This window comes from Treponema sp. UBA6852 (assembly GCA_002449305.1).
Taxonomy (GTDB): Bacteria; Spirochaetota; Spirochaetia; order Treponematales; family Treponemataceae; genus Treponema_D.
Map to the genome: position 1 here is coordinate 1 of DKDI01000040.1, position 24,819 is coordinate 24,819.

Sequence of the window (24,819 nt, forward strand, 5' to 3'; positions counted from 1 at the left end):
CCTGCGCCGATGATACTGCCATGCGGCGGGAAAGCAGGTAGCGGCCGGCTTCTTTATTTTTCTACAGGCCTCCCGACATGCGGGAGGTCTCTTTTTTGCCGTGGCAATAAAGCGCCGCCTCTCTGAGTGCCAAGAGGAACTGCGCAGGGTCACCTTTATCGCCCTCAGATAGCCGTTGATTTACTTTTCTGGCACAGTTTCTTGCTCCTTTGTTGACATCTTCGTATTTTGCATTTAAAATAAAAAATCACTTTTTTATTTTTCTTAATTGTTTACATTATGAGGTTATTGCATGGAAAAGAAAACCATCCGTGAAGCTTATGCTGACTTTTTTAAAGCTCTTTCATTGAATTCTGTTGCTGCTGCTAAAATTGACAGCTCAAATGTTTATCAACTTGCAAACCCAAAAAATAGAAAACTGATGGATAAACTGGTTGAAGACAATCTTTTGCCAGAAAGTTATTTAGGTGGCATTAATAATTTTTTGGATTTTTATAATCAGGTGAAATCAGGAAAAAGCGGGCTGATTTTAATGGAACATTATTCAAATACAGATTTGCCGGCTTTGCTTTATATGCTTGAGCACAGTGGAAATTCGGATTTGGCTGATCTTTCTAAACGGACAGTTGCAATTGCAGGCATGAAACTGAATGAAGACAATCCTATTGTCCGTGCATTTGCCGAAAGTTTCACGAGGGTTGTAATTTATCCTACTAGAAGCCTCACAAAAAATGAAGAAAAGGCTCAGTCTGAAGAAGAAGCAAAGGAAGAAATGCTCAAGGCAAGAAAAATTAATTTGGCTGCAATGCGTGCAATGGATGACTGCAAGAAACGTGGTGAAGTTATTTTGGTTTTTCCATCGGGAACAAGATACCGTCCGGGACATCCTGAAACAAAACGCGGATTGCGGGAAATTGACAGTTACCTTCGTTTGTTTGACATTGCAATTTGTGTAAGCATAAACGGTTCGATTCTTGAAATTCAGGACGGAAAAGAAGATATGCTGAGCGATTTGGTTGGTTCTGATAAACTCGTATTCACAGCAAGTCCTGTTATTGAATGCAAAAAATTCCGCAGTGAATATCTTGCGACTTTGCCAGAAAGTGAACCTGATCCTAAGCAGAAAATGATAGATAAAATCATGGATATTCTTGAAACTCAGCACGAAAATGTGGAAAAGACACGGCTTTCTTAATAAATCGTTTTTAAATCAAAAAACTTTATTAAGCAACGGTTATTTTTTTCCGAAATTTAAAAGAAAATGTTTATCAGCATTGTAAGGTAATTCTGCGGAAAAAAGCTTTCTTATTGGAATTGCTCCTTTTGTTCCGCTGTGCTAATATCTTATGGAAAAAAATATGACCGAGAATGAAAATTTTAATCAGAAAATTATTTCAGCTGCAGAAGAGCGGGAGCAATGGTTTGACAATGTGGAGCTTCCTAAACTTTTGGAAGATTATAGGCTTCATTTTTCCTGCTTGAGGAATATTTTTGACAATCTTGTAAAAAGATCTTTGGTTGTTCCAGATCCGTATAAAAATGACAGCCGCATTACTGCAATTTCCTTGCCTGAAACTTCATCTTTTGCAGATAACGAGCGTTCAATTGTTCTTGGAATAAGACTAAGCCAATATGAAACGATGCTGGATTATGTCTGCAACTTTATGAAATTTTCTGTTTCGCAGCTTGACAACGGAAAAATTAAAAAAATGCTTGAGCTGAACAATACTTTTTCTTGGGCAAACTTGAGCGTTAATTCAACTCGGCCTAATACGCGTGCGCTTGCAATTGCCATGAATGAACTTAAAAGCGGAGTTCAGCCGATAGTTCAAAGTCTTCTAAAAGACAGCGTTTCAAAAACACAAACTGCGATGGCTGAAATTGACAGCGGCTTAAAGAACCTTGCGGATTTTCAGCGTGAACGTTATAAAGTTGAAATCAGAAAAAAAGTTTTTGCAAATCCATCCTTTGACAAAGAAAAGGCGTTTGCTTCTTCGGGCGCATTGCTTGGTGAAATAAAGAGGCTTTTTCCATCTTGCTTTCCGGGAAAAGCGTTTAATAACGAGCTTGTTTCTGAACTGGTTGTGGAAGAAACTTCACCAGAAAAAGAAAAACTGCAAAATTCTTTGTACGAAAGGCTGAAAATAAAAGATGTCAAGGAAGAAAAAAAATCTACGATTGACACTCACGCAATTATAATGGATGCTTTGCGGATTTTGGCTTCAACAGGAGAGCAGTTCAAGGCAATTGCTGAAAAGGTCAACTTTAACCATGAAATTCTTCAGAGTGAAAAGAAAACTTTTAAAGACGCAATTCTTAGATTTTTAAGAAATCTTTTTGGATTGGAAGAGCCGCCCGTTTCTTACGATATTTTTATTACTGACAAGCGCACAGAAACAAAGAAAAAAGAAACAATAAAATACAACGAATTTTATGCAACTCTTCAGAAAAAAACGCGAGTTTATGCTTCGTTTATCAGTCCGAATTCACCTGGCTATAAAAAAGCCGACAGCCAGAATGATTCAGCGATTCTTGAATATTTAAACAAGCAGATGGTTGAAAACAATCATATTTTTGCGCAGCTTTACGGGCTTGATGAATTTTTCAAGAATACTTCAAAAACTGTTGACCGCTCAAGAATCAAAGGTTTGTCTATGGAGCTTATGACAATCAAAAATATTGTTGTCAAATTTAACCAGAAACGTGCAGAATATCTTTCCTATGTTGAAGAGCAGGAACAGATGAAAAAACTTGGAATTTTATAAGTTTTATAGAGGTTTAATTTGAAAAAAGTTTTTGCAGCGTTAGTTTTCTTTTTAATTAGCGTATTTTCTTTTGCACAGGATTTGCCAAAGCAACGCAGAGTCAATATTTGCGCATCGCTTCATTCTTATGACATGAATCCGCATACGGCCGCTTTTACTGCCGAAGCTCAGCTTTTTACTGGCTTGTACGAAGGACTTTTTTCTTATGACCCTGTTAATCTTGCGCCTTTGCCTGCGATTTGCTCGTCATATAAAATTTCACGTGATAAAAAACGCTGGACATTTTCCTTGCGAAATGATGCGAAATTCAGCGACGGAAATTTGATTACTGCAAAAGATGTAAGAAATTCCTGGATTTCACTTTTGGAAACTGCTAACGCTCCGTTTGCTTCGCTTTTGGATTGCATAGAAGGCGCGTCTGATTTTAGGCAGGGAAAAATTTCTGCGCAGGATGTAAGAATCGATGCAAGAGATGATTTTACAGTTGTTGTCCATTTGACTGAACCGGCTGGTCATCTTCCGAAAATTTTGTGCCATCATGCTTTTAGTGTTGTAAGTGAAAATAAAAATGTCTATAGCGGGGCTTTTGCGCTTGAATCTTACGACGGAAATGAAATTCTAATTAAGAAAAATGAATTTTACTGGGATTCTGAAAATGTGAAAGTTCCTGAAATAAAAATTTCTTTAAGCGATGATTATTCTGAAAATTCCCACAAATTCAACAACGGCGAAATTGACTGGATTATGGGAAATGCCGAAGCTTCAAAAATAATTGACAAGTCAAAGCTTTTGATTGGCACTGAATTTGGAACGTCCTATTTTTTCTTTAAAAAGCAAGACAATGTCTGGGCAAAAAAAGAATTCCGAGACGCATTGCTTGAAGCAATTCCTTATGACAAGCTGCGTGAAAAATTCAATATAAAAGCTGAAACTTTCATTTATCCTTTGCCGGGTTATCCTGAAGTTGCAGGAATTTCAGATTATGATGAAAGCGATGCTTTAAAAATGATGAATGAAGCGCGGCAGAAAAATGGAATTCCACAGGAAGAAAAACTGACGTTGATTTTTGCTGCGACTGGCGATGGTTACCTTTCAGAGTGCGCGCAAATTTTGAAAAATGCCTGGGAACCGCTTGGTGTGGATTTTAAAATTCAGACAACAAGCTTTGACAGATACAATGCTTCGATTCCGTCCTGGAAAGCTGACTTGTTCCATTATTCTTGGATTGGCGACTTTGCTGACCCGCTGGCTTTTCTTGAGCTTTTCCGCGGAAATTCTTCGCTGAATGTTTCTGGATTCAAAAATGAAACTTACGATTCTCTTTTGCAGGAAGCTTCACGGATTGACAATATTTCCGATCGTTACAAACTTATGGCGCAGGCTGAGCAGATTCTTTTGGATGAAAGCGTTCTGATTCCTGTTTCGCATCCTGTAAGCGCGCATCTTGTTAATACTGATGAAATCGGCGGCTGGAAAGTGAATGGACTTGATATTCATCCGCTGAAATATCTTTATATAAAGCCAGCTCCGTTTTCAAAAGTTCCGAACTTAGTATGCTATTAATTTATTATTTCCTTTAAATTTACGCTGATAAAGCCGGCTCTTGCAGTTTTAAAAAAGGAACTTTCTTCCCATGCGACATAAAGCGTGTCTCCAGAAACTGCCATTTCTCCATAAGAAAATCCTTTTGGCAAAAGCGGAAGCCTGAATGCTTTTATGGAATTTTCTGCTGATTTTTTTATGTAAGTTGTGCCGTCTGAAAAAACTGCTGTTATGTATTTTTTTCCAGCTGAAAATCCTGCGTGCGCGCTCAAAAAATTGTCGGATGTTCCAATGTGGCTGTAGTTTTCTGGACTTGTTCCAGATGGATTTTTCCATGAAATATAAAATGAAAATTCTTTGGGAATAGAGGCAAGCAGCGATTTTAGTTCTTCAGGCGATTCTTCAAAAAGCTTGGGAAGAATCATTTTTTTGTAGCTGTCTTCTGTCAATGGATTGAACATAAAAATTTCTTGGCCCAACGCAGGACAGGCTTCTGTCAAAGGAACTAAAGGCTGCCAGCAAAAATATGAAAATTCAACTCCGTTTTGTACTATTTTTTTTGCAGAACAAGCCCAAGTTTTTCCGTCCCAAAAATATCCTGTAATTTGATCTTCATCTTTAAGATTTAAATTTGAATAAGAAACTATTGGGTAGAAAAGTTTTGAGTCCGGTGCAAATTCAACAAGAAAAGGTCGCGTGCTGTGAATTGTAGTTTGATTAAAATCTGAATTAAAAAAACTGCTTCTGTACAAGTAAAAAACAGGCTTTCCGTCGCTGAAAACCAAAAAATCCGCAGTGTCCGGAAGAAAAATTGAATTGTCGCAATAAAGCTCTATTTTGTCGTTGTTAAAGCAAAGAAGTCCTTTTTTATTTACTAAGGCGTATGCAGAAAATTCAGAAGTTTTATTTTCTAAATCTACCAGGCTTGCCGCGCTTGTTATTCGCACTGATTCTGTCCAGGGTTTTTCATAAACTTCTGGAGCGTTTTGCGGCAAATCGATTTTTTGAAATCCTTCATTTGAAAAATAGTACCAGTTATGGATTTTTACAGTCGGCAGTTCAGTTGTGGCAGTTTTATTTTTTTTTGCGCAAGAAAACAGAAATATTAAATTTGCCACAATGAGCATTTTGAAAAATATTTTTTTCATTTTAAATCCTTATTTAAAAATCCATTTTATGATACAACGAATTCTTTTTCATTCCAATAGTTTTAAATCACTCTTTTTGAAATTGCCTGAAGAAATTTTTTTCATGATTCTTTCTTTGTCAAGCTTCCAGACATTTTCTTCAAAGACGCGGCATTCTTCCATGAGTTTTTGCCAGTTGAATTTTGAAAGATATTCATTTTTGCATGAATCGGAATCCACTGCGGCGGCTGAAATTGAAAACAAAACTTCCGCGGCAAATCCATCTAAATAAGTCAAATTGTTTCCGTATGGATAAATTGCGCCGTAGATTTTTTTATCTGAATGCGAATAGGCGAGCAAGGCTGTAGCTTCGTTTTTGTTTACTTCAGAGTAAAAATTTCTTCCGATGACAAATATTTCTTCTGAATCCGGCTGACGGCTTGTTTTAACACTCCATTCGCCTGAATACGGAAGACTGAATTTTTCATTTTCTGTGTAGCTGAAAAATTCGCAGGAAAAAAATAAAATGACCGGGCAGATAAATAAAAAGTTTTTCATGCTTATTATATATCCGCAGAATAAAAAAAATTGCAGAAAAAGTTCAATCTTTACATTATTTTTATATTTTCCTGCCTGAAGTTTTTTACAATGCCGGTTAAAATGCAGTTTTTGGCTTGAATTAAATCTTCATTTTTTATCCAGACTATAAGTTTTAATTTTGCGGAACCTCCAAGTCCGTCATAAAAAACTTGCGGTTCCGGAGACTTAAGAACTACTGAGCAGCTCAATGCAATTTCTTTTATTTTTTGCATTGCTTTTTGCAAGTCGGCTTCGTAACTTATATGAATTTCAAAAGTTTGTCTTGTCGTTTTGTAGCTGCTGTAATTTGTCAGCACGGAATTTATTATGCTGCTGTTTGGAATTCTGACTAGCTGATTGTCTAAAGTTTTTATTTTTACGCTTAAAAGCCCTACGGATTCTACAGTTCCGCTTGTTCCGCTTACAGAAATTGTATCTCCGATTTTCATGGATTTTTCGCCGAGCACAAAAAGTCCGCTTATAAAATTACTGACGCTTGTTTGCGCTGCAAATCCGATTGCAAGTCCCGCAACTCCAGCTGCGCCCCAAATTGCTTTTAAGTTGATTCCGAAAAGTCCCAAAATGTACATTCCGATTAAAACATAAAAAATGTAGCTTATGGCTTTGTTTACAAGGACTGCAGTGTTTTTTTCAAGTTTTGCCGCCGCTTTTATTCTTATGAATTTTTTTATTAGCCTATAGACAATATAGAAAATTATGATGGAAACAATGCTTATTGCAATTTTTAGTATATTTTCAAATGTGAAATATTTTATAAATTCATCTGCGTGCAAAATGCTTTTTGTTTTTTCAATTGCCTGTGAAAAATTTTCTTCCATGAATTTTCCTTCTATAAAAATGCTTTTATTTCATCAAGTATGCGGCTTGCAAGTTCTTCTTTTTGCATCAGTGGAAGTTCTTTTTGAAAATCTTTTGTAATTATTGTGGCTTGATTTGTGTCCGCTTGAAAGCCTGCGCCCGGAGTTTTTAAATTGTTTGCGATGATTAAATCCAAATTTTTGGCTGAAAGTTTTTTCTTGGAATTTTCAATTAAGTTTTGTGTTTCCATAGAAAATCCGCAGAGAATTTGATTCGGCTTTTTATTTTTTCCAAGGAAAGCAAGAATGTCGTCTGTGCGCTCAAGTTCTATTGAAAACTCTTCGCCTGTTTTTTTTATTTTTTCAGAGCTGATATTTTTTGGACGGAAATCTGCAACTGCCGCGGATTTTATTATTATGTCAAAGTCCGGCGCATTTTCTTTTACGGCTTCAAACATTTCTTTTGCGCTTGTGATTTTTATTGTCTTTGCATTTTGCGGCAGGTTAAGCGATGTCGGGCCTGAAATTAAAGTTACTTGCGCGCCTCTTGCTGCCGCTGTTTTTGCAATTGAATAGCCCATTTTTCCAGATGAATGGTTTGTGATAAACCGAACAGGATCTATTGCTTCTTGAGTTGGTCCGGCTGTAACAAGAATTTTTTTGCCTAGAAAATCTTTTTCAAATGAAATTTCATTTTCAATAAATTCAAATATTGCTTGAGGCTCAGGCATTTTTCCTTTTCCTTTTTCACCGCAAGCAAGAAGTCCTGTTTCCGGCTCAAGGATTTTAAATCCGAACTTTTTGCATTTTTCAAGATTGTCTTGCGTTATTGGATTTTCGTACATTGCTGTGTTCATTGCAGGACAAATTATCTTTGGGCATTTTGCAGCAAGGAAAACAGAAGTCAGCATATCGTCTGCCATTCCGTTTGCAACTTTTGCGATTGTGTTTGCAGTTGCCGGAGCAATTAAAAAAATATCCGCCTTTTGCGCAAGTGAAACATGGTTTACTTTGAATTCAAAATTTCTGTCAAAAGTATCTATGAGGCATTTGTGTCCGCTTAGAGTTTCAAATGCAATCGGATTAATTATGTTTGTGGCGTTTTTTGTCATTAGAACGCGGACTTCAGCTCCTGTTTTTACAAGCATGCTTACAAGTGTTGCTGTCTTGTATGCCGCAATGCTTCCTGTAACTCCGACTAAAATTGTTTTGTCTTTTAGCATATTTTGTTTTCCTTTTGCGCGGATTCAGTTTCTGAAGCTTTGTTTGCCTTTAATTCCATGTTTCTGTATTTGAGCGGCGTCATTCCTTTGTATCTGTGGAACATTTTTATAAAATAGCTGAAATCTTTGAATCCGCATTTTTGAGCGATGTTCAAGAGCTTGTCGTTGGATTCCCGTAAAAGCGCGCAGCTTCTGCTGATTCTAAACCAGTTTAAATATTCAACTGGAGAACGTCCTGTCATTTCTTTAAAAACACGGCAAAAATATTTTGGCGAAAATCCGGCTGCCACAGAAAGTTGCTCAAGTGAAATGTCGTTTCCGTAGTTCTTTTTTATAAAATCCAAAACAAGATCAAGCTTTTTATTTCTAGCTCTTTTTTGCGCCGGAAGAATTTTCTTTTCCGAATAAAAGTGATTCTTTTTTAAAAGCCCAAAGAAAACAATCAGCGCGCCGGAAGCGATTATGTCCCAGCCTTCTCTTTGCTCGCGGATTGTGTCGAATAAAAATTCAATTGTGCAAAAAATATCTTTTTGTTCCGCCGGAATATAATTTTGCAGCGAAATATTTTCCAATATAATGTCGTTTATAAAACTGTCCGGACTGAATCCATGCTGGCGCAAAAGTTCAATATCAAAAACAGCGGATTCGTATTTACTTGCGCCTTTTTCTGGTGCGTCTCCGTGGACAATTTTTCCGGGAATAATGCAAGAATCTCCTTTGTTTAAAACAATTTCGTGGTCGCCAAGAAAAAGATTGTAGCTCCCAGAAAGAATGTGGATAAGCTCAAATTCTGTATGCCAATGAAGCCACAAGTCGTAGTACGGATTTTCTGTATTGCAAAAATTGTACTGCAACGGAAAAAGCGAAGTTCCGCGCTGCTGCCGTTCATTTACAGGAATTTTTTCTTTCAAGTCAGAAGATACTTTTGTCATATTTTTATTCTCGTTCCGATTATATCATGTGGTTTTATCAAAAACAACCTTTTGTTTTAGTTGGGCAGCTTTTTGTTGAAATAAAGTTTTTTAGAATTTATAATGCCTTTATGCTGACTTATTTTATTGCCGTTGCTGTTTTTGCGCTTATAATTTTCTTGCTGAATCTTTATATAAAATTTAAATCCTTGGAAAATAAAAATTCAGAACTTAAAGCTAGAAAAATCCGCAGTGAAAATGCACAGAAAAAAGGACTTTTGGTTTCGTGTCCAATTTGCGGTTCTTCTCTTCTTCCGGGTGAAGATTTGGTTAGCAGAGTTTACAGACCTATGAATGTTCCGGATCAGCTTTGCACGATAAACGGCTGTCCGCATTGCTATCCGCGAGTTGAGCCTGGATTAAAAAGAATTTGTCCTGTTTGCCATAAAGAAATTTCTCTTGCAGACGGACATCTTGTTGCCCGGCTTTTTAATAAAACTGAAGGAAAAAAGCACGTTATTGTAACCGGTTGCAATTCATGCTGCAAAGGAAAAAAATAGCATTTTATCTAAAAAAAATCTAAAGTAAAAAAATCAAACTCCGACAATCAAAATATAGGGTGGTAAACCCAAAGCAGGGGAAGCAGGCACAAAATGTTTGCTTAGAACTCCAGTATCTTGATCATAGGAGATAAATTATGGTTATCAATCACAACATGAGTGCAATGTTTGCACAGCGTTCACAGGGTTTGACTGATTTGAACAACCAGAAGAACATGGAAAAACTCTCTTCTGGAATGAAAATCAACCGCGCCGGTGATGATGCTTCTGGACTTGCTGTTTCAGAAAAAATGAGATCCCAGATTCGTGGATTGAATCAGGCTTCTACAAACGCAAAGAACGGCATTTCTTTTATCCAGACAACAGAAGGATACCTTCAGGAAACTGAAGATATTATCCAGCGCATCCGCGAGCTTGCAGTTCAGTCAAGCAACGGAATCTACACTGACGAAGATCGTATGCAGATTCAGGTTGAAGTTTCTTCACTCATCGCTGAAGTTGACCGCATTGCTTCTTGCGCACAGTTCAACGGCATGAACATGCTTACTGGTCGTTTTGCACGCCCAACAGGTGAAAACAGCGTTACAGCTTCTATGTGGCTTCACATTGGCGCAAACATGGATCAGCGCACACAGGTATATATTGGAACAATGAGCGCAGCAGCTCTTGGACTCCGCGCAGTTGGAACAGAAGAGATTATGACTCTTGAAAGCCCAGACGAAGCAAACCGCGCAATCGGAACTTTGGATGAAGCAATCAAGAAGATTAACAAACAGCGCGCAGACCTTGGTGCATATCAGAACCGCCTTGAAAAGACAGTTGTTGGTCTTGATATTGGTGCAGAAAACCTTCAGGCTTCTGAGAGCCGCATCCGCGACACAGACATGGCTAAGGAAATGGTTGACTTTACAAAGAACCAGGTTCTTTCTCAGGCTGGAACAGCGATGCTTGCTCAGGCAAACCAGAGCTCACAGAACGTTCTTTCTCTTCTCCAGTAGAATTGAAAGCGGCGTAAAATCTGCGTAACGAAAGCTTCCCTAGAAGTGAAAAACTTTTAAGGAAGCTTTTTTTATTTATTTTGTTTTCTGTACTGGTGCGGAGAGACGCCGTTCATTTTCTTGAAGGCGCGGATGAAATTCTCGCATTCGTTGTAGCCGCATTTCTGGGAGATTTCCTGGACTGTGAGTTCGGTTGTATTCAGGAGGCGGAGGGCTTTTTCGTTCACAAAAAAGTGGATGTCTGTCTGCGGAGTGACTCCGAAAGTCTTCTTGTATAATACCGAAAAATGCGAGCGTGTTAGAAAGAAATTGTCCGCCATAAGGTCAACTGTCCATTTTTCAGGATTTTCCGAAACTTTTTTTCTGAGCTGGTTGAGTCTGAACCGGGTTTCACTTTCGCGCTTTGTTTTTATGCTCGGATAAAGCCGGTTGTTCTGGAGGTTGGACAGAACCTTGCACAGGCGGTCCAAAAGCTCGTGGTCGTGGTTTTCGTAGCGTTCAGTCAGAAAGTAAGTGATGTCCGTCATCTCGCGCCTGATTATATCGGAATCGGTCACGTAAAAAATCTCGTCAAACGGAATCTGAAAGTCGTTGAAAAAAGTCATGTCCGCCGGAAGAAATTTTATGTAGTCGTTTTCAAATTCGTTGTTCTTGCACCAGTAAATCTGCGGAGTTCCGGGTCTGTAAAGAATGCACGCGTTCGCCTGGGTTTCAATCTGTTTTCCTTCCAATGTGATGACCATGGGATTGTAAAAATGAAGAAGGACGCATTCTTTTGTTCCTGAGACAAATTTCATTTTAAAAGAGGATTCTTCGGTTTTCTTGTAAAATGCTCCGGCAAAATCTATTCTCATCTGTTTTTATAAAAATCAAAATATCATTTCAAGGCTTTTAAAAACGGCTGCTCCAAGTTTTCAGGGGCAGCCGTAATTTTGTATCAAATCATCAGTTTTGTCAAAGACTTAAGTTTATTGTTTTGAATTCTTCCTTGAAAGAACCACGCTCTGAATCAGGAGGAAAAGACAAATCATGAAAGCAACCGTGATGTTTGTCCACCAGGCGTCGTCAAGTCCGAGAGAGGACACGATGTTCTTGATTGTCGCAAGTGAAAGCACGCCGAAGAACGTTCCCGCGATGTTTCCGACTCCGCCCGTGAGCATTGTTCCGCCGATAATCGAAGATGCGATTGCGTTCATTTCGTAGCCGCTTGCATGGCTTGGAGATGCTGAGCCTACGTGCATGAAGTATACGAATCCGCCGATTGCCGCAAGAACCGAGCAGATGAAGTGCGCAAGGAATTTTGTCATCGGAACATTGATTCCGAGCATATTCGCGCTCTGCTGGTTTCCGCCAACCGCATAGAAGTTGCGTCCGAGTTTTGTCCACCTGAGCACAAGGAAAAGAATCACAACAACAAGGAGCGCCACGAGAACGCCCGGTTCCACATAAGCCGGAATGTACTTGCCGACCTTGTTCACAGAGCCCATGCCCGGAACGTAGATTCTTGTTTCTATGAGCTTTACGAATCCCTCATGCTTTACGTTGAACTGAGTCGCGTTTACGATTGTCGTCATTCCTTTTGCGAAGAACATTCCCGCAAGCGAGACGATGAACGGCTGAATGTCAAGGAAGGCGACAAGGAATCCCTGCACAAGTCCGAAGCTTACTCCGATAATCAGCGCGTAGATGACCGCTCCCGCAATTGTTCCGCCGTTTTTGTCAAGGTGGACTGCGCAGCACATGCATACAAGAGCTGTTACAGTTCCCACGGAAATGTCGATTCCGCCGGTAATCATTACAAGGCTCAGCGCGCACGAAAGAACTATGAGCGAAGCGTTCTCGTTCAACAGATTTAAGAAAGTCTGAGGCTTCCTGAATCCTGCGCCTAGAAAAATGACCGCAAGAAGATACATCGCGACAAATACCGAAATCGTAATCACAAGAAGAAGGTTCGTGTCTGAAAGCGGTTTTCTTTTTGCAAGGACAGTATCGTTCTGCTTTTTTTTATTTAGAAAGTTCATTTAACAGCCTCCATTCGCTACAGCGTGTTTTCTTGCCCCGGAAATCTGTTTTGCCAGCTGCGACATTTTCTCGCGGAATACCGGAGCGCTGATTACAACAAGAATGATGACTACGACAGCCTTGTAAGCCGGAAGCGCGGTTGAAGCGACATTGAACTTGAACAGCGTTGTCGTAAGGAACTGGATTACGTAAGCTCCGAGAATCGAAGCCCACATATTGAATTTTCCGCCGCTCAAAGCATTTCCGCCGAGCGCGACCGCAAGAATCGCATCCATTTCAATATCCTTTGCGATAACGGAGTAATTAATAGAAGAAATTCGGCAGACTTTGATGAATCCGGCGACCGCAACGCAAAGTCCCATAATCACATAGGTGATGAATTTGATGAACTGAGGGTCAAGTCCGTTAAGCCTTGACGAGTTGCTGTTGATTCCCACTGCCTGCGTGTAAAGCCCCAGGTTCGTGAATTTGAGAACAAGCATCGTGATTATTATGCAGATTATCGCGATGAAAACCGGAGTCGGAACAGGAATTCCCGGAATAAAGTTTCCGAAGTAGCCGAACACAGGCTCCACAACAATCGGAAGCGCGTTGTCGTTAATCCAGGCGGCGATTGAGCGTCCGGCCGTAAAAAGAATAAGAGTTGCGACCATCGGCTGAATCTTGAAGTACGATACAAGAACACCGTTGAATCCGCCGAACGCCATGCTCACAATGCAGCCGACAAGAAATGCCACGAAAATCGGAGCCTGAAGTGTTTCAGGACGCGCATCCGTTCCGCAAAGAACACGCAGAACCACCGAGCCTGCAATCGCAATTCCAGCTCCAACGGAAATATCCTGTCCGCCAGAAGCAGCCGTTACAAGCGTCATTCCAATCGCAAGAATCACAAGCTCTGAAGCGTTGTCTAAAATCGTAATCAGATAGCCTGAAAGAACAGGGAAGCCTTCGCTGTTCTGACCGAGCGTAATCTTGAAGAATGAAGGATCCGCGGCAAGGTTGAATATTACAAGAATCAGCAGCGCCGCAATCGGAATGAAAATCTGCTTTTTTACAAGTCCAAGAAGGAAGTCCGTGATTTTTTTAGAAGTCATTGTTTTTCTCCTCCTGCGATAGTTTCCATGATTTTTGTCTGGTTCAGGTCATCGCCGGAAAGCTCTCCGACCTGCTTGAGATCCCGCATGACGATAAGACGCGAGCAGGTGCGGAGCATCTCGTCGATTTCTGATGAGATGAACGTAACGCTCTTGCCTTCCTTTGCAAGCTTCAGGACAAGCTCCTGAATTTCCGTTTTTGTTCCGATGTCGATTCCGCGTGTAGGCTCGTCAAGAATCAGATACTGCGGATTTGAGAGCAGGGCGCGCGCAAGAAGAACTTTCTGCTGGTTTCCGCCCGAAAGGGATTTTATCGGAGTTTCCGCGGAAGCTGTCTTTATCTCAAGAAGCTTGATGTATTCGTCCGCAAGTTTTTCCTGTTCCGCCCGGCTGAACGGTTTGAAGAAGCCTCTCATCACCTGGAGCGCAAGAATCAGGTTTTCTCTCACGGAAAGGTCGCCGATTATGCCGTCGCGTTTTCTGTCTTCAGGCAGATAGCTGATTCCGTTTTTCATCGCGTGAATCGGTTTTGTGATGTTCACGCTTTTTCCGTTTACTTTTATTTTTCCGCCGAGAACTTTGTCCGCACCGAATATCGCACGCACGCTCTCGCTTCTTCCCGATCCGAGAAGTCCTGTGAATCCGTTTACTTCGCCTTTGTAAATCTTGAAGTTGAACGGTTTTACGCCGCCCGTGCTTGAAAGGTTTTCCGCCTCGTAGACCGGAACTTCATCCGCAGCGAATACCGGAGCTTCTGCAGATTTTGAGGACTTGTCAAGATTCTCGACTGATTTTCCGAGCATTTTCGATACAAGCTCAAGGCGCGGAAGGTCGCGGATTTCGTATTCGCCCACAAGCTGTCCGTCGCGCAGAACGGTGATTCTGTCGCAGATTTCGTAAACCTGCTCAAGAAAGTGGGTAACGAAAATTATTCCGACTCCCTTTGCGCGAAGATTCCGCATAAGCCGGAAAAGCTTCTGGACTTCCTGATCGTCAAGCGAAGAAGTCGGCTCGTCAAGAATCAGAATCTTGCAGTCCATGTCAACGGCGCGCGCAATTGCGACCATCTGCTGAACGGCGATTGAACAGCTAGAAAGCTGCTGCTCGGCCTCGCAAGGAATGTCAAGATCCTTTAGAATTTTTTCGGCTCCCTCATTCATCTTTTTCCAGCTTGTGAACGGGCCTTTTGTTCTTCCTATATACATATTCTCCGCTACGGTGAGATTGTGGCAGAGAGTTATTTCCTGATAAACTGTCGAGATGCCTGCGTTCTGGGCATCCTGCGGGGAACGGATGTTGACCGCTCCGATTCCTTTTACAAAAACCTGGCCTTCATCCTTGTGATGTACGCCTGTCAGAACCTTAATCAATGTTGATTTTCCGGCTCCGTTTTCTCCCATAAGAGCGTGAATTTCGCCTTCACGCAAAGTAAAATCAATATTCTGCAATGCGTATACACCGGGAAATTTTTTGTGTATTCCGCGCATTTCAAGAACTGATTTTTCTTCCATGCTATGCCTCCAAAAAAAACACGGGATTCAGATTTCAAGGTAATCCGAACCCCGTGTCCAAGGTATTGGATTCTCCAGCAAATTTTTCTGTTGTTTATCGAAGAATCCGGTAATAACTTCGCTTAGATACCGTATTTTGCGACATCAGCCTTTGTGATTGTTGCAGCGTCAAATCCCTTTTCGTCCATTATGACTGTCTTCTGCTTTGCGCCGTTCTTGATGATGTCGTCGATGTAAGAAGCCTGGAACGGATTGCACTGGCCGTCGTAGTTCCATCTCTTTGCAAGAAGCTCTTCAAGCGCCCATTTGTTGCAGTCGAATCCCATTACGATTACGTCTTTGCCCACACCGTGAGAGATTCCCGCCTTGTCAAGAGCAGCAACCGCGCCTTTTGCCATGTCATCGTTTTCAGCGTAGATTACGTTGAATTTTTTGCCTGAATCGATTACAGCCTGAACAATCTGCTGTGCGTTTTCGGCGTTCCATTCTGCTGTCTGCTGGGCAACGATGTTCCAGTTGCTTTCTGCCTTTGCCTTCTCGTCAAGCGCGCCTGAACGTCCGATCTGTGCCGCTGAGCCCATAACGCCCTGAATGTGGATGATGTTGTATTCCTTGAGATTCTGTCCTGCAAGCCAGTTTACGGCAGTTTTTCCTTCCTGCGCCATGTCGGAAACGATTGAAGCTTCGTAAAGGCTTTCGTCAGCGTCGATTGTGCGGTCAAAGAGAATTACTTTGATTCCGGCATCCTGCGCGTCCTTGAGAACTGATGTCCATCCTGAAGTTCCTGCTGCGGAAATCAGAAGGTAGTCAACTTCGTCCTGAACCATTTTGCGTGCGGCGGCAATCTGCTCGTCGTTTTTAAGGCTGTAGAAGAAAGTCGGTTTGTAGCCGTTCTTCTTTGTGAATGTCTTTTTCATGTCGTTGACGTTCGCAGTGCGGTAGCCTGATTCGTTCGGGTCATTGTTGATGATTCCGACTTTTACCAATTTTGCCGCGAATGTTGGAAGAACCATCATTGCCATTACAGCAGCCAAAACTAAATTCTTTTTCATTTCTGCACCTCTGTGTGTTTGGATTTAAGGATGTCCTCTGCACCCCTTGTGATTATGATTATCACTCTTAACCGCAAGGAAAGGAATAGTTTTTTTGTTCCCGATTTTTGGACATTCCTATCATTTTGTTCGGAAATTCGTATTTGGTGATAGTTTTTGCCGTTTTTTAGGGGAAACCGCCACTTGTTTTTTTCGCAATGTCAGTTACTATAAAATCAGAGGTAAAACATGACGAAAGAAAATATTGCCAGAGAAATTGAAGACGGTCAGGCTGTCCTTGGAATCGAATTCGGTTCGACGCGTATAAAGGCAGTTCTTATTGATTCTGAAAAAAATCCGGTCGCTCAGGGCGGCTTTACTTGGGAAAATTCACTTGTGGACGGAATCTGGACGTACAGTCTGGAAGAAATTCACGATGGAATCGTTGCGGCATATTCTGAACTTAAAAAAGATGTCCTTGAAAAATACGGTGTCAAGCTTTTAAATCTTAAGGCTCTCGGAATCAGCGCGATGATGCACGGCTATCTTGCGTTCGATAAGAACAACAATCTTCTAGTTCCGTTCAGAACTTGGCGAAACACGATTACAGGCGAGGCTTCAAAAAAACTCACGGAGCTTTTCAATTATCCTTGCCCGGAACGGTGGAGCATTTCGCATTATTATCAGGCGATTCTGAACAACGAGGCTCACGTTCCGCAGGTGGATTTTTTTACGACGCTTGCAGGATACGCGCATTTCATGCTGACAGGAAAAAAAGTTCTGGGAGTTGGAGACGCTAGCGGAATGTTCCCGATTGATCCGCAGACCGGAAGCTACGACAAATCAATGGCCGAAAAATTCGATTCTCTTGTTGAAGAAAAGGGAAGTGTAAAAAAACTTCTGGAACTTCTGCCGAAGACGCTTCCTGCCGGGGCTGATGCCGGAAAGCTTACAAAGGAAGGCGCATTGTGGCTTGACCCTACAGGTGAGCTTTGCGACGGAATTTTGTGCGCTCCGCCTGAAGGAGATGCTGGAACCGGAATGGTCGCTACGAATGCTGTCGCTCCAAGAACAGGAAACGTTTCCGCGGGAACTTCCGTATTCGCGATGGTCGTGCTTGAGAAGGCACTTTCAAAAGCGTATCCGGGAATAATCGACATCGTTACAACTCCGGACGGAAAGCCGACTGCGATGGTTCACGTGAACACCTGCACCGCCGAATACAACAAGTGGGTCGAGCTTATCGGCGAGGCGGCAAAACTTCTGGGCGCGCAATTCAGCGCGGGAAAACTTTACGACACGATTCTTGGTTGCGCAAAGGACGGAGAAAAGGACGCGGGCGGAATTTACACGGTCAACTACATATCAGGCGAAAGTGTTACTGATTTCTGCGAGGGACGGCCTATGGTTGTGCGCTCTCAGGATTCAAGATTCAACCTTGCGAATTTCATGCGAAGCCAGCTTTATTCGGCGGTCGCAACGCTTAGGCTCGGAATGGACGTTCTTTTTGCCGAGAACGTGAAGATTGACTCGATGACAGGCCACGGCGGATATTTCAAGACGGAAGGAGTGGGACTTGAGACGATGGCGGCGGCAATGCACACTCCGATCAGCGCGATGGAAACAGCAGGCGAGGGCGGTCCCTGGGGAATGGCGCTTCTTGCTTCATACACGGCGGACTCAAAGGGAAAAAGTCTCGGCAGCTGGCTTGAAACCGAAGTTTTTGCGAACGCGCAGAAGAAAACCGTGAAACCGGACGCAGCGGATGCCGCAGGATTTGACAAATGGCTTGAAGGCTACAAGTCTGCGCTCAAAGCAGAACGCACCGCAGTCGAAAACGTGAAATAATCAGCTGAAAATTTTCAAGGAGAATAAAATGGGAAAATACACAGAATTACAGAGAGAAACTTACGAGGCGAATATGCAGATTCCAGCTCAGCACCTTGCGCTTTACACTTGGGGAAACGTAAGCGCATTTGACAAGGCGGCCGGCGTGTTCGCAATCAAGCCATCGGGAGTTCCTTACCCGGAGCTTACGCCTGAAAGCATGGTGATTGTTGACCTTGACGGAAATGTCGTGGAAGGAAAACTAAGACCTTCAAGCGACACTCCGACGCACGCTGTCCTCTACAGGGAATTTGCGGTTGCCGACGGAGCTAAAATCGGCGGAATAATCCACACCCACTCAACTTATGCGGTGAGCTGGGCGCAGGCTGTAAAGGCGGTTCCACTTTTCGGAACAACCCACGCCGACCACATACAGACGGAAGTTCCATGCACGCCGTATCTGAGCCGCGAGGCAGTTCAGAACGACTACGAAAAGGAAACAGGAAATCTCATCGTAAGCCACTTCCGCTCTCTCAAGCTGAATCCGAATGAAGTGAACATGGTTCTTGTGGGCGGACACGGACCTTTCGCCTGGGGAGCCACCGCGGACAAAGCCGTCTACAATGCCGCCGTCCTTGAGGAAGTGAGCCACATGGCGATGAACACGCTTCAGATTAATCCGTCGCAGCAGACCTTGCCGGACTATATCATTGAAAAGCACTACATGAGAAAACACGGCCCGAACGCCTACTACGGCCAGAAGTAGAAATAAGAATGTTTACATAAAACAGAAAATCCGCCTGCGCAAACACAGACGGATTTTTTTTTGCACTCTAAACTAAATGCTAAATTGCATATTAGTTAAAAGGATTTTCTGATGGATATAAAGTTCCCTTTGGCTGATTGTACGCAACATCAGGAATTCCAAGATACTTGAAAAGTGTGAACAATGCTTTTCCGTAGTGGCCGAAAGCAACTGCGCCGTGGTGCGGATAATTTTTCTGGATAAGAACGTGGCGATAGAATCTTCCCATTTCTGGAATTGCAAATACACCGATTCCGCCGAACGAACGGGTTGCAACAGGAAGAATTTCACCGTGCGCAATGTAAGCCTGAAGCTTTGTATCTGGAGTTGACTGCAATCTGAAGAATGTGATTGGGCCTGGCATTATGTCGCCTTCCAAAGTTCCGCGTGTAAAGTCTGGTGTGGAATCTTTTGGCTCAAGAAGTCTGTGCTGAATCAACTGATATTTGACTCCAGGGTTGCAAGCCTTGTTCATGCAGCAGAAAGGTGTGTTTCCGCAATGGAATGCCATGAACGTGTCGTTGAGAACATAAGGATAAGAGAATTTTCCCTTGATGCTTTCATCGTACATATCTTGCGGAACAGAATTGTTGATGTCAAGAAGTGTAACTGGAGCGCCAGAAATACAAGTTCCAATATATTCAGAAAGCGCGCCGAAAATATCAACTTCGCAAGCAACAGGAATTCCGCGGGAAGCAAGGCGGCTGTTTACATAGCAAGGCTCAAATCCGAATTCCTTAGGAAATGCCGGCCAGCATTTGTCTGCAAGAACTGCATATTTTTTGCAGCCCTTGTTTGCTTCAATCCAGTCAAGAAGTGTAAGTTCAAACTGCGCCATGCGTGGAAGAAGATCCGGGAAGTTGTTTCCGCCTGAACCAAGTTCTTTTTCCATGTCAGCGACAACTTCTGGAATTCTTTTGTCATCTTTGTGGGCGCGGTATGCAACAAGAAGATCAAGTTCCGAATTTTCCTGAATTTCAACTCCAATGTCATAAAGTCCCTTGATTGGCGCATTGCAAGCAAAAAAGTCCTGAGGGCGCGGTCCGAATGTGATAAACTTAAGATTTTTAAGACCGATTATTGCACGTGCGACAGGAATAAATTCTTCAATCATTTTTACAATATCGTTTGCTGTTCCAACTGGATATTCTGGAATTACGGCAGGAATTTTGCGCAAGTTTAAATTGTAGGAGCAGTTCAGCATTCCGCAGTAAGCGTCTCCGCGTCCGTTTATAAGGTCATTCTGTGTTTCTTCAGCGGCGGCAACAAACATGCAAGGTCCGTCAAACTTCTGCGCGATTTGTGTTTCTGGAGTTTCCGGTCCGAAGTTTCCGAGGAAAACGACAAGCGCATTGCATCCAGCCTGTTTTACTTCTTCAACTGCCTTCAGCATGTCGCATTCATTTTCTACAGTTGTTTTTGCTTCATAAAGGCTTCCTTTTGAACCGAATGCCTTTACGATTGCCGCTCTTCTTTTTTCAGAAAGTGAAATTACAAAGCAGTCCCGGCTTACTGCAATTATTCCGAGCTTGACTTCTGGTATGTTTGAAAACTTTTCCATATAAAAAGCCTCCTTGAATTGGTTTGTGTGTTTTTTGATTTGCATTTTCTGCTGAATCTTAAAAATCAGTTTAAGTTCACAAATGTCAGATGTCAAGTTTTTTTCTTGCAGGAATAAGATGTGTGTATTGAAAAAATGAAAAGTTGAGCAACAGTTGCGCATAAAAAGCTGTCATCTTTGAGCTTAACTGTTCTGTCATGGGGATGTCTAATAAGTTCTAAATGTCATCGTCGTACTTAATACTGCGATGTTTGCATAGCAATCTCTAAATGATTGCAATATATGCATTTAGATTTTCGGGTCAAGCCCGAAAATGACATAAAAGATACTTTTGGAACATCCCATCTTTCAAAAATTTCATCTGCAAAAAAAATTCATATAAATTCCTCAAAGTACTTGACAATTCCTGGGGGGGGGTATACTTGGAGAACCAAATAAAAGCGATTCTGCATTACAGAGTTCTTGTTTGGCAAATTCAATTTATAAGGAGTGAACTTATGAGAAAGTTTGCTAAAATTTCAGCTGTATTGGCAGCTATGGTTCTTGCGCTTGCATTTGTAGGCTGCAAGTCTGATGATGACAGTGATGACGCTAAGCCTATTCAGGCAATTGTAATCAACGGAGATGTTGTTACGTTGTATGACGATGGCACTGTTATAATAAAAGCATCAGATGGAACAACATCTAACGGAACGTATACAAAGGCAGATGGAAAAATTGTTATTAAAGACAGTAAAGGAAATACAACAGAAGCAAAGTCTACCCCGGATGGAAAAGTTGATACTTCCGAGCCTGTAACAATAAAAGACAAAGACGGAAATGAAACTAAAACTGAAGTAAAGGAAACAGTTATAGAAACTAATGAAGGCAATGGAACTTCTTCTACAAAAAATATCCTTGCAGGAAAAACTTATTATTCAATTGAATTTGAAAAAAAGGAATATACCTCAGAGTTAACTAACAAGGTGAAAATCCGGGTTAGTATGCTTGCTTTTGATTCTAATGGACAAAAAGTAAAATTCACTGGACTTAAGTATGACTTTAAAAATGGAGCTGTTGACGAAAAAAAGAACAATATTATCGAGTCTGGCGAATATGATTATTCAGTTTCTGGTTCAACTTTGACAGTAAAAGCTGATGAAGGGAATGATTTAATTGCTACAATTAATTCAGACGGAAGCATAAAAGATAATGAGGGCTCTGTAATGAAAGAGTTTAAAGGAAATCTTTATGCCATTGCAGAAGCTACAGCAGATAGTAAAAGACTGTTAGCAAAAGCTCATATAGTAATTGTTAACGGCGCGTCTTGCACTTATGAAAATCGTATATTTAAAAGCAGTGCTAATCCTCAAGAAGACTCTGAGGTTGTAGATGGCACAGTTTCAGGAAACACTTTGACGCTAGGTAGTGGTGGTGAAACGCTTTCTGGCTCATTATCTGACGAAAAGATTGTTTTTGTTGATGAAGATGGTACTCTGACTTTAAGAAGAATGTAGCTTTAATAAAAAAGTTTGAAAAAACTCCGTGCCAATTTCACTGGCACGGAGTTTTTTTTCTGTCATTCTTGCACTTGACACGGCAATCAATATTATTTTTCTTTCATTGTGAAAACGCCGTCCCATTTTTCACCGGAACCGTATATTAAGAAGTAGCTGCACCTTTTCATAAATACATCGGACGACATATCCTGCGGAAAGCATTCCTTTGCGTTTTTAAAAAACTGGTACGCTTTCTTGAAATCCTCCGGATCTTTTGGAGTGTCAGGGAAATCATTTCCCTTTAAATACCATTTGATTCCTTCATTGAAAATTTCCGCCGCTTCAATTTGCTTTGCCGGAAGTTCATCTTTTAATCCTAAAATGCAGTGAATCTGAACAGGATTTTCAATGTTCACAACACGCACAAAGTCGAATTTCCGAGCGACTAAAAGACCTTTGTTTTCTCCGTTGTCGGCGGCGTTCCAAGTGCTGTCTGAACACATTATCCAGGAATTGTAAACTTTGTTTGTTCCTTCAAGGCGGGATGCAAGGTTTACGTTGTTTCCCATGACTGTATAGTTGAGCTTCTTTTTTGTGCCCATGTTTCCAACAACCATGTTTCCTGTATTTATTCCTACACGTGAATTCAAATAGAATGGTTCTCCAGTGCGCGGATTTATTGGAAGCTTGTCTTTGTTTTCCTCGTTGTATTTTGCTTCCGCCTGCAACATTCTTATTCCCGCAAGGCACGCATGGAACGCATTTTCTTTGTCGTCAACCGGCGCGCCAAAAAATGAAACAATTTCGTCTCCTACATATTTATCAATTGTTCCGTGGCAGTCCATTATTGCATCGCTCAAAGCCCCAAGGTATCCGTTCAAAATTGAAACAAGCCGTTCAGCACCTTTGCTTTCGCCTTCCGCATTGTTTACAGCTTCTGTGAATCCAGAGAAAGTCTTTACGTCTGAAAAAAGTGCGGTTATGTTTTTGCTGTTTCCGCCGAGTTTTGCTGTTTCCGGATTTTTAATGATTTCGTCTACAACCGCAGGAGCAACATAAGCAGAGAATGTTGACTGAAGAAATTTTTTGTCTGTGTTTATAGCATGAAAATTCACAATTATTCCGGCAAAATAGTTTAGAAATGAAAATGCAAAAAGAATTACAAACGGAACATAAATGTTGAACTGTGTCATCAAAATATAAAAAACAACAAGCGGAACAATTACATATAAAAATCTTGTAAAGTTTTTCTTTCCTGTGCTGAATTTTGCCGTTATGCGCATTGTAAGCAGAATAAAAACAACGCAGAACAAAAGTCCTAAAAGCGGATCGATTTCACGTATGAATTTTTTCTGAAGAATTGTATTTATAACGTTTGCGTGAAGCCCAAGGTTTGCGTATTGCTTGGAAAATGGCGTTACACCCAAATCTGTACTGGAAGTCGCCGAGTTTCCGATTATGCAGAATGCGCCTTCCATGCTGCCTTTTAACGTTTCAAAGTCGCGAAGATAAAATTCAATGCTTTTTGAAAGCTTTGGAAGTTCTGGAATTTGATCAAATCCCGGAACTGTTGCAAATGAATCAGAAAATTCCTTGAGATTTTTAAAGAATTCGGTTCTTGCTGAAAAATATTTCTCGTAGTCTTCTTCAGAAAGTCCGCCTTTTATTGCCTTTCCTTCCTCGTCAAATCCACGGCATTTTAATAGAAGACGTTTTTTTGAATTTGAAAGTTTTTCGTATTCGTCTTCAAAATACATGGAATTCAAAATATATTCTGCATCTTCTTCTGAAAGCGAAGATAAATCCGCATTTTTTATATCCGAAAGATTTTGTATTATCAATTTTTCCGCAAGATCAAGGTTGTAAAGCAAATACGACGGAACGTGCCTAAAACTGTCCACGTAACTTTCGTGCAGCCAGTTTATGAGCATCCTGCCATGCTTGTCCAGCGGAATTGTAACGCTGTATCTTGAATCTGAATTCGGATTTTTCAGTCCTTGCAAAATTATTGAATTTGAAGTTCTTTCCATTGACTGAACATCCAAAAGCTTCATAAGCGGAGCAAAAGAAAGCTGTCCAACATATTTTCCGTTCTGAAAATTCAAAAGCTCAATTCTGCGCCTGATACCATCTTTGTCTACAATAACATTTGTAAATCCAAGCCCTTGCGCGCGTGAAAGAATTTTGTGAAGCGCCGGCGTAAATCCAAGTTCCTGGCTAGCTTCTTCTTTTACTGAATAAATATTGCCTTTTTGAATAAGATTTTTTTCATCTGTTACATTGTTAAAAAGAAAACGTGTTCTAGCATAATTTTCTTCTGATTCATCGCTTTTTTGCGCAATGTGCCGCATGTTTACCGTCAGCGAAGTGTTTCCAAAGAACTGAACGCATCTTGCAAAAAAATCATCGTAGTCAAGCTCAAACCCAGAAGTGATTTCTTTTTGCATTTCGTAAAGAATTCCGTCAATTTCATTTGAAATAAGATTTTCCGCATGTTCCTGCGCATTTTTCGCATTTACAGTTCCGCCTTCAATTCCATTCGCAAATTCCGAAATTGAACTTGAAATCGCCTGCTCGCCGTCTATAAAAGTCTTATTTACCGTGTCGCTTAAATTTTCGTTTACGCCTTTTGAAGAAGGTGAAATGTATTCAATATCGAATACAGCTTGTTTTGCGCCGAATTCTTTCATGCGGATTAAGGCGTTTCCCAGAATATCGCGAGTCCAAGGCCAAGAACCAACGCGTCCTAAAGATTCATCATCAACATCGACAATTACAATGTTAGGATGCGCTTCGATTCCTTTCGTTATTTTAAGCATTGAATCATAAAGCCTGTAGTCAAGTTTTTGAAAAAGGTTTGTCTGAATTGCCACTACGCTCAAAAGCGCAAAAACTGCCATGATAATCAGTTCTATTTTAGTTTTAAAAAATTCTTTGAATTTATTTTTCATTACCATGACAAAAACT

Annotated in this window: 20 protein-coding genes; 8 read left to right on the plus strand and 12 right to left on the minus strand. The window is 41.2% G+C overall.

Annotated elements, in window-relative coordinates; all coding sequences use genetic code 11:
* Positions 1–292 precede the first annotated feature (292 nt).
* The 3 genes from B3209_RS09120 to B3209_RS09130 all read left to right on the plus strand — a co-directional run bounded on the left by B3209_RS09120 (position 293) and on the right by B3209_RS09130 (position 4,328).
* Positions 293–1,195 carry a 1-acyl-sn-glycerol-3-phosphate acyltransferase gene (locus B3209_RS09120; RefSeq protein ID WP_296664015.1) on the plus strand — a complete coding sequence of 301 codons (903 nt, stop codon included), beginning with the start codon at positions 293–295 and terminating at the stop codon, positions 1,193–1,195.
* A 163-nt stretch (positions 1,196–1,358) separates the two neighbouring features.
* Positions 1,359–2,765 (plus strand): hypothetical protein, encoded by a 1,407-nt coding sequence (locus B3209_RS09125; protein ID WP_296664013.1) that lies wholly within the window; start codon positions 1,359–1,361, stop codon positions 2,763–2,765.
* 18 nt (positions 2,766–2,783) lie between these two features.
* A complete protein-coding gene (locus tag B3209_RS09130) occupies positions 2,784–4,328 on the plus strand; it encodes a peptide ABC transporter substrate-binding protein (RefSeq protein WP_296664011.1) in 1,545 nt (514 codons plus the stop codon).
* On the opposite strand, the gene B3209_RS09135 is transcribed toward B3209_RS09130, so the two are convergent.
* From B3209_RS09135 to B3209_RS09155, 5 genes are all read right to left on the minus strand, one after another.
* Positions 4,325–5,425, minus strand: a complete 1,101-nt coding sequence (locus B3209_RS09135; RefSeq protein WP_296664009.1) for a hypothetical protein — start codon at positions 5,423–5,425, stop codon at positions 4,325–4,327. The genes B3209_RS09130 and B3209_RS09135 overlap by 4 nt on opposite strands.
* Before the next feature lie 78 nt (positions 5,426–5,503).
* On the minus strand, positions 5,504–5,992 hold the full coding sequence (locus tag B3209_RS09140) for a hypothetical protein (protein WP_296014780.1): 489 nt from the start codon (positions 5,990–5,992) through the stop codon (positions 5,504–5,506).
* A gap of 50 nt (positions 5,993–6,042) precedes the next feature.
* On the minus strand, positions 6,043–6,852 hold the full coding sequence (locus B3209_RS09145) for a mechanosensitive ion channel family protein (protein WP_296664007.1): 810 nt from the start codon (positions 6,850–6,852) through the stop codon (positions 6,043–6,045).
* An 11-nt stretch (positions 6,853–6,863) separates the two neighbouring features.
* Positions 6,864–8,054 carry a bifunctional phosphopantothenoylcysteine decarboxylase/phosphopantothenate--cysteine ligase CoaBC gene (gene coaBC, locus B3209_RS09150; RefSeq protein WP_296664006.1) on the minus strand — a complete coding sequence of 397 codons (1,191 nt, stop codon included), beginning with the start codon at positions 8,052–8,054 and terminating at the stop codon, positions 6,864–6,866.
* The gene (locus B3209_RS09155; protein ID WP_295797653.1) at positions 8,048–8,986 is read right to left on the minus strand and encodes an AraC family transcriptional regulator; all 939 of its coding nucleotides are present in this window, start codon (positions 8,984–8,986) and stop codon (positions 8,048–8,050) included. Before B3209_RS09155 ends, coaBC begins: the two co-directional genes overlap by 7 nt.
* 110 nt (positions 8,987–9,096) lie before the next feature.
* Here B3209_RS09155 and B3209_RS09160 point away from each other — a divergent pair, with 110 nt between their 5' ends.
* Both B3209_RS09160 and B3209_RS09165 read left to right on the plus strand, forming a co-directional pair.
* Positions 9,097–9,525 (plus strand): hypothetical protein, encoded by a 429-nt coding sequence (locus B3209_RS09160; RefSeq protein WP_295797656.1) that lies wholly within the window; start codon positions 9,097–9,099, stop codon positions 9,523–9,525.
* 137 nt (positions 9,526–9,662) lie between these two features.
* Complete coding sequence (locus tag B3209_RS09165; protein ID WP_273355447.1) at positions 9,663–10,523, plus strand: flagellin; 861 nt, start codon at positions 9,663–9,665, stop codon at positions 10,521–10,523.
* A 71-nt stretch (positions 10,524–10,594) separates the two neighbouring features.
* Here the strand turns inward: B3209_RS09165 and B3209_RS09170 are convergent, their stop codons facing one another.
* From B3209_RS09170 to B3209_RS09190, 5 genes are all read right to left on the minus strand, one after another.
* The gene (locus tag B3209_RS09170) at positions 10,595–11,377 is read right to left on the minus strand and encodes a helix-turn-helix domain-containing protein (RefSeq protein ID WP_296690543.1); all 783 of its coding nucleotides are present in this window, start codon (positions 11,375–11,377) and stop codon (positions 10,595–10,597) included.
* 114 nt (positions 11,378–11,491) lie between these two features.
* Positions 11,492–12,544, minus strand: a complete 1,053-nt coding sequence (locus B3209_RS09175) for an ABC transporter permease subunit (protein ID WP_296690544.1) — start codon at positions 12,542–12,544, stop codon at positions 11,492–11,494.
* On the minus strand, positions 12,545–13,639 hold the full coding sequence (locus B3209_RS09180) for an ABC transporter permease (protein WP_296690545.1): 1,095 nt from the start codon (positions 13,637–13,639) through the stop codon (positions 12,545–12,547). It lies immediately after the preceding gene.
* Positions 13,636–15,150 (minus strand): sugar ABC transporter ATP-binding protein, encoded by a 1,515-nt coding sequence (locus B3209_RS09185; RefSeq protein WP_296690546.1) that lies wholly within the window; start codon positions 15,148–15,150, stop codon positions 13,636–13,638. The genes B3209_RS09180 and B3209_RS09185 overlap by 4 nt, the downstream gene beginning before the upstream one ends.
* Positions 15,151–15,272: 122 nt before the next feature.
* The gene (locus B3209_RS09190) at positions 15,273–16,202 is read right to left on the minus strand and encodes an ABC transporter substrate-binding protein (RefSeq protein ID WP_295797679.1); all 930 of its coding nucleotides are present in this window, start codon (positions 16,200–16,202) and stop codon (positions 15,273–15,275) included.
* A gap of 228 nt (positions 16,203–16,430) precedes the next feature.
* On the opposite strand from B3209_RS09190, the gene B3209_RS09195 reads away from it, so the two are divergent.
* Positions 16,431–18,029, plus strand: coding sequence for a xylulokinase (locus tag B3209_RS09195; protein WP_296690547.1), 1,599 nt, complete (start codon positions 16,431–16,433; stop codon positions 18,027–18,029).
* A 28-nt stretch (positions 18,030–18,057) separates the two neighbouring features.
* On the plus strand, positions 18,058–18,774 hold the full coding sequence (gene araD, locus B3209_RS09200) for an L-ribulose-5-phosphate 4-epimerase AraD (protein WP_296690549.1): 717 nt from the start codon (positions 18,058–18,060) through the stop codon (positions 18,772–18,774).
* A gap of 91 nt (positions 18,775–18,865) precedes the next feature.
* Here the strand turns inward: araD and B3209_RS09205 are convergent, their stop codons facing one another.
* Complete coding sequence (locus tag B3209_RS09205) at positions 18,866–20,374, minus strand: L-fucose/L-arabinose isomerase family protein (RefSeq protein WP_296690550.1); 1,509 nt, start codon at positions 20,372–20,374, stop codon at positions 18,866–18,868.
* A 497-nt stretch (positions 20,375–20,871) separates the two neighbouring features.
* Here B3209_RS09205 and B3209_RS09210 point away from each other — a divergent pair, with 497 nt between their 5' ends.
* Positions 20,872–21,870 (plus strand): hypothetical protein, encoded by a 999-nt coding sequence (locus B3209_RS09210; protein ID WP_296690551.1) that lies wholly within the window; start codon positions 20,872–20,874, stop codon positions 21,868–21,870.
* 92 nt (positions 21,871–21,962) lie between these two features.
* On the opposite strand, the gene B3209_RS09215 is transcribed toward B3209_RS09210, so the two are convergent.
* A complete protein-coding gene (locus B3209_RS09215) occupies positions 21,963–24,809 on the minus strand; it encodes an adenylate/guanylate cyclase domain-containing protein (protein ID WP_296664419.1) in 2,847 nt (948 codons plus the stop codon).
* Positions 24,810–24,819: the final 10 nt, after the last annotated feature.

Bases quoted from the DNA above. Each gene is read 5' to 3' on its own strand.
- B3209_RS09170 (WP_296690543.1), bottom strand. From the start codon at position 11,377: ATGAGAATAGATTTTGCCGGAGCATTTTACAAGAAAACCGAAGAATCC.
- B3209_RS09210 (WP_296690551.1), top strand. From the start codon at position 20,872: ATGAGAAAGTTTGCTAAAATTTCAGCTGTATTGGCAGCTATGGTTCTT.
- B3209_RS09215 (WP_296664419.1), bottom strand. From the start codon at position 24,809: ATGGTAATGAAAAATAAATTCAAAGAATTTTTTAAAACTAAAATAGAA.
- B3209_RS09145 (WP_296664007.1), bottom strand. From the start codon at position 6,852: ATGGAAGAAAATTTTTCACAGGCAATTGAAAAAACAAAAAGCATTTTG.
- B3209_RS09120 (WP_296664015.1), top strand. From the start codon at position 293: ATGGAAAAGAAAACCATCCGTGAAGCTTATGCTGACTTTTTTAAAGCT.
- B3209_RS09175 (WP_296690544.1), bottom strand. From the start codon at position 12,544: ATGAACTTTCTAAATAAAAAAAAGCAGAACGATACTGTCCTTGCAAAA.
- B3209_RS09195 (WP_296690547.1), top strand. From the start codon at position 16,431: ATGACGAAAGAAAATATTGCCAGAGAAATTGAAGACGGTCAGGCTGTC.
- B3209_RS09190 (WP_295797679.1), bottom strand. From the start codon at position 16,202: ATGAAAAAGAATTTAGTTTTGGCTGCTGTAATGGCAATGATGGTTCTT.
- B3209_RS09185 (WP_296690546.1), bottom strand. From the start codon at position 15,150: ATGGAAGAAAAATCAGTTCTTGAAATGCGCGGAATACACAAAAAATTT.
- B3209_RS09205 (WP_296690550.1), bottom strand. From the start codon at position 20,374: ATGGAAAAGTTTTCAAACATACCAGAAGTCAAGCTCGGAATAATTGCA.
- coaBC (WP_296664006.1), bottom strand. From the start codon at position 8,054: ATGCTAAAAGACAAAACAATTTTAGTCGGAGTTACAGGAAGCATTGCG.
- B3209_RS09160 (WP_295797656.1), top strand. From the start codon at position 9,097: ATGCTGACTTATTTTATTGCCGTTGCTGTTTTTGCGCTTATAATTTTC.
- B3209_RS09165 (WP_273355447.1), top strand. From the start codon at position 9,663: ATGGTTATCAATCACAACATGAGTGCAATGTTTGCACAGCGTTCACAG.
- B3209_RS09155 (WP_295797653.1), bottom strand. From the start codon at position 8,986: ATGACAAAAGTATCTTCTGACTTGAAAGAAAAAATTCCTGTAAATGAA.
- B3209_RS09180 (WP_296690545.1), bottom strand. From the start codon at position 13,639: ATGACTTCTAAAAAAATCACGGACTTCCTTCTTGGACTTGTAAAAAAG.
- araD (WP_296690549.1), top strand. From the start codon at position 18,058: ATGGGAAAATACACAGAATTACAGAGAGAAACTTACGAGGCGAATATG.
- B3209_RS09140 (WP_296014780.1), bottom strand. From the start codon at position 5,992: ATGAAAAACTTTTTATTTATCTGCCCGGTCATTTTATTTTTTTCCTGC.
- B3209_RS09125 (WP_296664013.1), top strand. From the start codon at position 1,359: ATGACCGAGAATGAAAATTTTAATCAGAAAATTATTTCAGCTGCAGAA.